The sequence below is a fragment of the Draconibacterium halophilum genome, assembly GCF_010448835.1.
GTDB lineage: Bacteria > Bacteroidota > Bacteroidia > Bacteroidales > Prolixibacteraceae > Draconibacterium > Draconibacterium halophilum.
Genome location: NZ_CP048409.1, coordinates 4,037,311 through 4,047,725 on the forward strand (window position 1 = coordinate 4,037,311; position 10,415 = coordinate 4,047,725).

General features: G+C 40.1%; 11 protein-coding genes. 10 read left to right on the plus strand and 1 reads right to left on the minus strand.

All coding sequences use genetic code 11. The features are described 5' to 3' along the window. The first annotated feature begins 19 nt into the window (after positions 1-19). From G0Q07_RS16345 to G0Q07_RS16380, 8 genes are all read left to right on the plus strand, one after another. Positions 20-901: an HlyD family secretion protein gene (locus tag G0Q07_RS16345; RefSeq protein WP_163348169.1), complete on the plus strand. Its 882-nt coding sequence runs from the start codon at positions 20-22 to the stop codon at positions 899-901. A gap of 73 nt (positions 902-974) precedes the next feature. Next, a complete protein-coding gene (locus G0Q07_RS16350; RefSeq protein ID WP_163348170.1) occupies positions 975-1,886 on the plus strand; it encodes an ABC transporter ATP-binding protein in 912 nt (303 codons plus the stop codon). A gap of 35 nt (positions 1,887-1,921) precedes the next feature. Further along, positions 1,922-2,296, plus strand: coding sequence for a four helix bundle protein (locus G0Q07_RS16355; protein WP_163348171.1), 375 nt, complete (start codon positions 1,922-1,924; stop codon positions 2,294-2,296). Between the two features lie 41 nt (positions 2,297-2,337). Further along, entirely contained in the window at positions 2,338-3,063 is a 726-nt protein-coding gene (locus G0Q07_RS16360) for an ABC transporter ATP-binding protein (RefSeq protein ID WP_163348172.1), read from the plus strand. 172 nt (positions 3,064-3,235) lie between these two features. Then, complete coding sequence (locus G0Q07_RS16365; protein ID WP_246222921.1) at positions 3,236-4,279, plus strand: ABC transporter permease; 1,044 nt, start codon at positions 3,236-3,238, stop codon at positions 4,277-4,279. A gap of 63 nt (positions 4,280-4,342) precedes the next feature. Then, positions 4,343-4,630: a GIY-YIG nuclease family protein gene (locus tag G0Q07_RS16370; protein WP_203532581.1), complete on the plus strand. Its 288-nt coding sequence runs from the start codon at positions 4,343-4,345 to the stop codon at positions 4,628-4,630. Positions 4,631-4,735: 105 nt separating this feature from the next. Beyond that, the gene (locus tag G0Q07_RS16375) at positions 4,736-5,854 is read left to right on the plus strand and encodes an ABC transporter permease (protein WP_163348173.1); all 1,119 of its coding nucleotides are present in this window, start codon (positions 4,736-4,738) and stop codon (positions 5,852-5,854) included. An 86-nt stretch (positions 5,855-5,940) separates the two neighbouring features. After that, entirely contained in the window at positions 5,941-6,873 is a 933-nt protein-coding gene (locus tag G0Q07_RS16380) for a CHAD domain-containing protein (protein ID WP_163348174.1), read from the plus strand. 45 nt (positions 6,874-6,918) lie between these two features. On the opposite strand, the gene G0Q07_RS16385 is transcribed toward G0Q07_RS16380, so the two are convergent. Beyond that, positions 6,919-7,470: a DUF1697 domain-containing protein gene (locus G0Q07_RS16385; RefSeq protein WP_163348175.1), complete on the minus strand. Its 552-nt coding sequence runs from the start codon at positions 7,468-7,470 to the stop codon at positions 6,919-6,921. 159 nt (positions 7,471-7,629) lie between these two features. Between G0Q07_RS16385 and G0Q07_RS16390 the strand changes: the two genes are divergently transcribed. After that, positions 7,630-8,472 (plus strand): SDR family oxidoreductase, encoded by an 843-nt coding sequence (locus G0Q07_RS16390; protein ID WP_163348176.1) that lies wholly within the window; start codon positions 7,630-7,632, stop codon positions 8,470-8,472. 237 nt (positions 8,473-8,709) lie between these two features. Next, positions 8,710-10,398: a Na/Pi cotransporter family protein gene (locus tag G0Q07_RS16395; RefSeq protein WP_163348177.1), complete on the plus strand. Its 1,689-nt coding sequence runs from the start codon at positions 8,710-8,712 to the stop codon at positions 10,396-10,398. The last annotated feature ends 17 nt before the right edge of the window (positions 10,399-10,415 follow it).

Below are 10,415 nucleotides of genomic sequence, written 5' to 3' on the forward strand. Positions count from 1 at the left end.
CAGCAAAAACATTCGTACCATGAAAAAGATATTTTACATTATTTCTCTGCCATTTCTTTTCCTCACCTGCCAGTCGAATAATGACACGGCCGACGCTTATGGCAATTTCGAGGCGGAAACAGTTATTGTTTCGGCGGAAACTCCGGGAAAGATCCTTGAACTAAATGTTGACAAAGGTGATAAAATTGAGGCGGGCTATTCTGCTGCGCTTATTGATACGGTGCAGCTACATTTACAATTGTTACAACTTGATGCACAACAAACTGCAGTTGTGGCTAAGCGCCAGTCGATTCAGTCGCAAATTGCTGTATTCGAAGAGCAAAAAGCAAACCTGAAAATCAACGAACAACGTATTCATAAAATGCTAAAAGACGGTGCTGCCACTCAAAAGCAATTCGACGATATTCAGGGGCAAATAAGTGTGATCGACAAACAGATTGCCAATACAAAAACACAATTTACGCTCATTAGTAAAGAGCAGGAAGTTTTGGAGGCACAAAAAGCTTCAGTAGCCGATCAGTTAAGCCGTTGCAACATAAAGTCTCCGGTTTCAGGAACCATTTTGGAAACTTACGCAGAACAAGGAGAATTGACCGCTGCAGGAAAAGCGCTTTTTAAAATTGCAGATATCAGCGAACTGGAACTTAAAGTTTATGTAAGCGGGGCACAGCTTCCGCATGTAAAACTTGGTCAGCAGATTGATGTATTAGTCGATAAGAATGCTAATGAAAACCAATATTTCACCGGAACGATTACCTGGATTTCGTCAGAAGCAGAATTTACACCAAAGATCATTCAAACTAAAGAGGAACGTGTAAAACTGGTTTATGCTGTAAAAGTAACGGTAAAGAATGACGGAACGTTGAAAATTGGAATGCCCGGAGAAGTTCGGTGGCAGTAAACAGTCTCAGTGAGCAGTCACATTATTCAGTCACATTAAGTAATCAAATGCGCTAAGCGCCCAGGAATAAAAAATGATCGAAATTAGCAACATAACAAAGTCCTACAAAGAAACCATGGCGCTTTCGGGCATTAATCTGCACGTGGATAAAGGAGAACTTTTTGGATTGATTGGTCCTGACGGCGCCGGAAAAACTACCTTGATAAGAATTTTGATGACACTGCTTTTGCCGGATTCCGGCGAGGCGGAATTAGACGGTCTGGATGTAGTAAAAAACTACAAGAAGATCCGGAAAATGGTTGGTTATATGCCGGGGCGTTTTTCGCTGTATCAAGACCTCAGTGTAGAAGAAAACCTAAACTTTTTTGCCACCGTTTTTGGCACAACAGTAGAAGAAAATTACGACCTGATCCGCGACATTTATTTCCAGATTGAACCGTTTAAAACCCGCCGTGCCGGAAAACTATCGGGTGGAATGAAACAAAAACTGGCGCTTTCGTGTGCTTTAATTCATAAACCCAAAATACTGGTACTCGACGAACCAACAACGGGTGTCGATGCTGTTTCGCGAAAAGAGTTTTGGGAGATGCTCAAAAACCTGCAAAAAAAGGGAATCACAATTCTCGTTTCAACACCTTACATGGACGAAGCAGATCTTTGCGACCGGGTGGCACTGATACAAAACGGACAGATACTCGATGTAGATTCTCCAAAACGCATAACCGAAAAATTTTCTCGAAAAATTATTCAGGTGGGTGCCAAAAATATGTACAAACTCATCAGCGATTTACGGGCCTACGAAAAGGCTGAAGCCGTTTATGCTTTTGGTCAGTATGCCCATTTTACAGCGATGAATGATGAAGTGGAAACCAACGAACTGGATAATTATCTGCAAAACCTTGGTCATGAGAATATATTGGCAGAAGAAATCCCGGCCGGCATTGAAGATGTATTTATGAGTTTAATGGAGAGAAGTCACAGTTGACAGTCACAGTTTTCAGTAAAACAAAAATAAATGGCATGGATTTTAAAGAATTAATCGTATACCAAAAAGCGTTCAAATTGGCGATGGACATTTTTGAGGTTTCCAAAACTTTTCCCAAAGAAGAGCAGTATTCGCTTACCGATCAAGTACGACGATCTTCCCGTTCAACATGCACCAACATTGCAGAAGCTTATCGTAAACGACGATACCCAAAACACTTTTTAAGCAAACTTACCGATTCCGATGGCGAAAACAGCGAAACTGCAACCTGGCTTGATTTTGCATTCGCCTGTGAATACCTGAACAATGACATTCATAAGAAACTATATAACGAATGTGTGGAAATTGGTAAACTGTTAAATTATATGATGAACCATCCTGAGAAATTCGGAAGTGCCCCGGTTCTTTAACTGTAAACTGGGACTGAATACTGAGACTGCAAACGACTATCATGGAAAAAGAAACAATCATTTCAGCAAGAAACCTGATCAAGACATTTGGTCATTTTACCGCAAACGACAACCTGACTTTTGAAGTAAAAAAAGGGGAGATTTTTGGATTTCTGGGAGCCAACGGAGCTGGAAAAACAACAGCCATTCGTATACTTTGTGGCCTTTCATCGCCAACATCTGGAGAGGTTGAAGTGGCAGGCTTTGATATTTATCGTGAAACCGAAAAGATAAAAAAGAACATCGGTTACATGAGTCAGAAATTCTCGTTGTATGAAGACCTTACCATTTCGGAGAACATTAAATTATATGCAGGGATTTACGGAATTAGCCGCAAACAGCGTAAAGTAAAAGAAGCTGAGCTGTTACAGAAGCTTGAGCTGGAGAATGTAAAAAACAAACTTATAGGCGATTTACCGTTGGGATGGAAGCAAAAGCTGGCTTTTTCGGTGGCTATTTTTCACGATCCTAAAATTGTATTTCTCGACGAACCAACCGGAGGCGTTGACCCGGTTACCCGACGTAAATTCTGGGACCTGATTTACGAAGCAGCTCATAATGGCATTACTGTTTTTGTAACTACACATTACATGGATGAAGCCGAATATTGCGACCGTGTTTCGATTATGAATGCCGGGAAAATTGAAGCACTCGACACGCCGGCCAAACTAAAAGAAAAATACAACGCAACAAACATGGACGAAGTGTTTTTGAAGATAGCACGATAGCCACAAAACCGTGTCATTTCGACGAGCATGCGAGGAGAAATCTGTTTCAATGAATTAGATTTCTCAGTCATTCTTCCTTCGAAATGACATCTGAAACCTAAGAAGTAAAAATGAAACAACTAAGATCATTCATAAAAAAGAATTCTTCCACATTTTTCGCGATCCGCGAACAGTGCTGATACTTTTTGGAATTCCGGTAATTCAACTCCTGGTTTTTGGCACAGCAATAAAAAGTGAAATTAAAGATGTTCACATTGCCATTTACGACCAATCGAAGGATGAAACTACACAGGAAATAACCAATAAGCTGCTTTCTTCGGGCTATTTTTTACTAGATGAAAACCTCGATAACCTTGACGATATTGATGCTATTTTCAGAAAAGGGAAAGTGCGCGAGGTGATTGTTTTCGGTAATAACTTTGGGGAAACGCTCGGAAAAGAAGGCCTTGCCAAAATGCAACTGATCGCCGATGCATCAGATCCGAACCTTGCAAAGCTGGCCATTTCATACACAACTGCCATCGTTAACGACTACATCCGCAAATTGTATCCCGAGATGCAACTACCCATGCAAATTACACCCGAAGTACGCATGTATTTTAACGAAGAAATGAAAAGTGCTTACATGTTTGTCCCGGGAGTGATGGCGCTGATTTTAATGCTCATTTCGGCCATGATGACGTCCATTTCAATTACTCGCGAAAAGGAGTTGGGAACGATGGAAATCTTACTTGTTTCGCCGCTACGCCCCGTTCAGATCATTGTTGGGAAAGTACTCCCCTACCTTTTACTGTCGATCGCCAATGCATTTATCATTGTACTGATCGGGCATTTTGTTTTTGGCGTACCGGTAAATGGCAGCTTTATTTTACTCATGCTCGAAACCATCCTTTTTATTATGATGGCGCTGTGTCTGGGAATCTTTATCTCAACGGCAGCAAAAAACCAAATGGCAGCCATGTTTATTTCGATGATCGGATTGATGCTGCCAACGATATTACTTTCAGGGTTTATTTTTCCCATCGAAAATATGCCAGTCCCCTTGCAATATTTCAGTCATATTATGCCTGCCCGGTACTTTATTACCATTGTAAGAACCATAATGCTGAAAGGAACCGGTATACTTTTCATTTGGAAAGAAACAGCAGTATTAATTGCTATGACTGTGTTTTTTATTGCAGTTAGTGTTAGAAAGTTTAAGATTAGACTTGAATAGTGGCCTTGCAATTCTCTGTCATTTCGACGAGTATGCGAGGAGAAATCTGTAACAAATAGAAAAATGAAAGATCATAACTATTTCGTTTATATCATGACCAACAAGAATAAAACGGTTCTTTACATTGGTGTGACCGGAGATATACTACATAGAGTATTTGAACACGAAAATGGCGAAATCCCGGGATTTACAGAAAAATACAATTGCCATTATTTGGTATATTATGAACACTTCCAAAATATAAATGAAGCGATTGACAGAGAGAAACAACTAAAAAGATGGAGACGAGAAAAAAGGAACAACTCATTAGTGCATTTAATAATGATTGGAGATTCCTTAATGCGCAAATAAGAGATACACTCTAAGTCATCGGTAAAAGAACAGACAACAAAGGTAAGGAACAGATTTCTCAGTCGTTCCTCCTTCGAAATGACAATTTTATTGTAACGAACAAAAATGAAAACAATACTCTACCTATTACAAAAAGAATTCCGCCAAATATTTCGGAACAAGACCATTCTACCAATGATCTTTGTTGTGCCGATCATGCAAATGCTGATTCTGGTATTTGCGGCGACCTACGACATGAAACGTATTGATTTGGTAGTGGTTGACCACGACATGTCGGAAAACTCAAGGCAACTGATCGCAAAATTCGATGGTATTCCGTTTTTTAATGTGCATCATTTAGAACAATCTGAGAAACTGGCAGAGGATAAATTATTAAATGACGAAGCAGATGCTATTCTTGTTTTTCCGGTTGATTTTGAGCGCAACCTTATTCGCGATGACGAGTCGAAGGCGCAACTTTTAATAAATGCTATCGAGAGCAATTCAGCACAGCTGATTTATGCTTATTCGGCAAACATCATCAGCGATTTTAACAAGGACATTATTGCTGAGTGGAAAGGAATCCCGGAATTTACACCACCCACAAAAGTTGAAATAACCGAAAACTACTGGTACAATCCCGAGCTGGATTACAAATGGTTTATGGCGCCGGGAATTTTGGCAATTCTTGTTACCATCATAGGTATGTTCATGTCGGGGATGAACCTGGTACGCGAAAAAGAAATCGGTACTATCGAGCAATTAAACGTAACGCCGTTAAAAAAATACCAGTTTATTCTTGGCAAACTTATTCCTTTCTGGATAATTGGTCTGTTCGATCTGGCTTTTGGGTTAATCATTGCCTGGCTGGTTTTCGACTTGCCAATAGCTGGCAGTCTGTTCACCTTGTTTTTTATGGCCGGCATTTACCTCATCGGGGTACTGGGTCTCGGACTGTTTATTTCTACGCTTGCCGACACCCAGCAACAGGTTATGTTTGTTAGTTTTTTCTTTTTGATGATTTTTGTTCTAATGGGCGGCATCTTCACTCCGGTTGAAAGTATGCCCGACTGGGCACAAACCATCGACCGGCTGAACCCAATCTACTATTTTATGCGGGTAATGCGCATGGTAGTATTGAAAGGCTCAAACATTTCCGACCTTTTACAAGAACTCGTTTCCCTGTCGATTTTAGGAATTACATTTTTAAGTCTGGCCATTTGGCGTTACCGAAAAACAGCATAACTTTTAGCAGCTAACCTTTTTCCATTGTTATCGTTTATCTTTAAGCGAGATGGAAACACGAATCCCAACTTTTCAAAGGGTAAACAATGAGCGAAGAATTTAGTCTGGAAATAAAAGAACGTGAATATTTTGAAGAAGGCATATTTCGTGTTCTTGACAAACTACATTCCGATTCGGCCAGGTTTATTACCCAAACTAAACGACAGCATTTTTACATTCACGAAGTCAGAACCAATATCAAGAAAATAAGAGGTTTACTACGCTTGCTACGGCACGAAATTGGCGACGATAATTTCCGTGAGATGAACAAGTACTACCGAGAACTAGCAATGGAAGTTGCTCCTTTGCGCGACGATACTTCGCAAATAGAATTGCTTCAGGAAATAAAATCAAAACTACACAATCCTGCTGTTACAAAAGCGCTCGACAAAATTATTTCCCAACATCGCCGAAACCGAAAAAACGCATTCGAAAATTTTAAACAATCAGGACATGCTGAAGATATAAAGCAGATGATGCTCAGCCTGCAGCAAATGATGCATAGCCTGAATTTTGCAGGCGATCCGGAATCATTCATTCTGAAAAGCCTGCAACACATTTATATGCAAGCGCGGGGTGCGTTTGAAACCACTGAGTTTTTGAATAACGACGAGATTTACCACTACTGGCGAAAACAGGTAAAATACCTGACGTATCATTTAATGCTGCTGAATAAAGCCTGGCCAAATTCAATACGTGCCTACATTAGCGATTTGAGCATATTGGGAAGTACACTTGGAAAACTGCACGACTTGAATTTGTTTCATGAAGCCATCAAAAACAAAAGCATTTTAATTCCAGAGAAACAATCGCGCGAGAAATTGATGCGCTATTTATATAATCGTCGATTGGGTTTAAGGAAACGCGTTCAGGCTCTTGGTGAACAATGTTTTGCAGAAAGCAGCGAGGCATTTGTCCTACGTATTTTCAAAAACTGGGAAAATTCGATAATGCAAAAAAAAACATCTAAAGCATTTTAACGGCCGCAAGTCAAAGAATGATTTTCAATGTGAGTGTGATGACAATTAAGCTTCAACTTCCTTCGCCATTTCCAACAACTTTAAGGTAGTTTTCCAATTACGGGTAGTTGCACTCACTTTTAATTGGATCTCGAAAAAGTTATTGTTGATTTTGGTTTTGCCATACCCGTGCGGACAATACAAATAAACAACGCCTTCAGAAATCGCAAACTCCTCTCCGGATTTTATATAGCCATTGATTCTTTCTTCATCCACATTTGCCGGATTTTCTTTAAAAAAAGTAACATGCAGGAACTGAGGTTCTCGATTTTCATCACCTGCAAACGGATTGTTTTTAACGATATTCGCCAATTCCTTTTCATTTAACACCAAAACCGGCACCTCAAATCCAAAGTCTTTTAGAAGTTGTTTATTGATCAATTCTTCCAAATTACCGGAACTTGTCTCCTGATAACGAAAAACAACATTCCCGCTTTGAATGTAGGTTTGTATCTGCTCAAAGCCAAGGGTGCTGAATGAGGATTTCAGAGCATCCATCTTAATTTTGTTTTTCCCGCTAACATTTATTCCGCGTAAAATAGCCACATAAGTTTTCATACATTTATTAACAGAATTTACTTATGATGGTTTCTATCGAATACATTATATGCCTAATTTATTTTCATCGGCGAGAAAACAAATTAAGTAACTTAAGGGTTTTTAAACTGTAGACAGGAGAACCGAAAAACGATCATCTACAATTAAAAATTCAGAAATATGAAAATAGCAGTAACAGGAGCAACAGGACAATTAGGGCAGTTGGTAGTTCAACAATTAAAACAAAAAACAGCAGCAGAAAACATTGTAGCATTGGTGCGTACACCTGAAAAAGCTGCCGGACTTGGTGTTGAAGCACGTGCCTTTGACTATGAAAAACCGGAAGAACTCGCCGGAGTATTAGCTGGTATCGATCGATTACTGCTGATTTCCAGCAGTGAGATTGGTAAACGCGAACAACAACACAAAAACGTAATTGAAGCTGCGAAAAAAGCCGGCATTCGCTGGGTCGTTTACACCAGTTTATTACATGCCGATACCTCTTCGCTAAGTTTGGCCGGCGAACACCTGGCAACTGAAGCGGCGTTGAAAAACTCGGGCGTTGAACACACCATTTTGCGTAACGGCTGGTACACCGAAAACTACACCGGATCGATTGAAGGAGCATTGGGTGCAGGAGCATTTGTGGGAAGTGCAGGTGATGGAAAAATATCGTCAGCAACACGTGCCGACTTTGCTGAAGCTGCTGCAGTAGTTTTGACAAACGAAGAATACAAAGGCAAAGAATTTGAGTTGGCCGGCGACGAGAGTTATACACTAACCGACCTTGCAGCAGAGATCTCGAAACAAACAGGAAAAAATATTCCATACAATAACCTTCCTGAAGATGAGTACGCTAAAATTCTGAAAAGCATTGGTCTGCCCGAACTATTTGCCGAGGGTATTGCAAGTTGGGATACCAGCGCTTCAAAAGGCGACTTGTTTGATGATTCGAAACAGCTGTCAAAATTAATTGGAAGGCCAACAACTCCACTGGCTGATGCTGTAAAAGCCGTATTGTAATTCAATCAAAAATCGCATTTAATAAAATTCTGCCTGCATTTTCACATATTGAAAGTTGCATGCAGAATTCTTTCCTCCCATTACAATGCTAACCCTCTCAGGCAGTTACCTAACTACTCAAACCTGTTGTAAAGGAATCTACAATGTCAGCAGGCAACATCTTTTTAAAACTAGTAACAAATTCCTCTTTTATTTTTTTTTATAATCCCTATTTTCGTCCTGTAAAATAAACCAAGAATGAATTATTCCTTACTTGATTTCCTGACCTTGATCGGGGCATTGGGACTTTTCCTTTATGGGATGAAATTGATGAGTGAAGCGCTGCAAAAAGTGGCTGGTGGCAAACTACGCAACTTTTTAGCTGCCATGACTTCCAACCGGTTCATGGGTGTAATAACAGGGCTCTCAATCACTGCCATTATTCAATCGTCGAGCGCAACTACGGTAATGATCGTAAGTTTTGTAAATGCCGGACTTTTAACGCTTACCGAATCAGCCGGGGTTATAATGGGCGCAAACATCGGAACAACCGTTACCGCCTGGATCATCTCTATTCTTGGTTTTAAGGTAAAAATGAGCATATTGGCCTTCCCGATCATTGGTATTGGTTTTCCTCTTGTTTTTTCCAAAAAAACCAGAAACAAATCATGGGGCGAAGTGCTGGTTGGTTTTGCATTGCTTTTTATTGGTTTGGAAAGTCTAAAGGCAAGTGTACCTAATATTGGCGAGAACCCCGAAATCCTTGAATTTCTGAAACACTTTACCGGAATGGGCCTGGGATCGAACCTGATCTTTCTACTTATCGGCACCCTACTTACCGTTGTTATTCAATCGTCGAGTGCAACAATGGCACTAACACTGGTAATGTGCAATAATGGCTGGATAGAATTCGACCACGCAGCGGCCATGGTGCTTGGCGAAAATATTGGGACGACTATAACCGCTAATATTGCCGCTATGGTAGCCAACTCATCGGCAAAACGCGCTGCCCGGATTCACTTTCTTTTTAATGTAGTGGGTGTTATCTGGGTGCTTTCCGTTTTTCCGGTTTTCCTGCGCGGAGTAGATTCCATTACTCAATCAGTAACCGGAAACTCGGCATTTAACAATCCCGGGGCTATTCCGATAGCACTATCGTTCTTCCATACTTCGTTTAATATTTTGAATGTTCTATTTCAGATATGGTTTATTCGATTCCTTGTAAGACTGGTTCAGAAGTTAGTTCCGGAAAAAGAAGATGAAGAAGAATTCAAGCTCCGGTTCATCAAATTCGGAATGCTGAATACCAGCGAATTATCGCTACTCCAGGCAAAAAAAGAGATTATTGTTTATGCCCAGCAAACAAAAAAGTTATTTGGCAGAATAAATAACATGCTCGAGGAAAAAAACGAGCGCAAACTGGTTAAACAATTCAATAAAATTGAACTTGGCGAAGACAAAAGTGACCAAATGGAAGTTTCTATTGCCAGTTACCTCACCAAAGTTTCGGAAGGCGTTTTGAGTAAACAATCGTCGAAAAGTATTAGTTCGATGCTTCGTATTGTTGACGAGATTGAAAGCATTGGAGATAGCTGCCTCAATATTGCACGAGCATTATTACGTATCAGCGATAAAAAAGAAAAGCTGACTCCGAAAATGAAAGAAAAAGTGTCGGAAATGATTAAAATGGTTGATAAGTCGATGAACATTATGATCGAGAACCTGAACAAGGACAATAATGAAGTGGCTATAACAGAGGCCGATGCCATTGAAAAACAGATTAACAGGTTTAGAGATAAATTACGAAAAGACCATGTTGCCAAAATAGAAAACGAGAAATACTCGTACCAAATAGGAACATTATACAAAGATATTTTCTCAGGACTGGAAAGAGTAGGCGATCACGTTTACGATGTAACTATTTCGATTATCGATTACGCCGATTAAGAATATTTCAGGCTAGT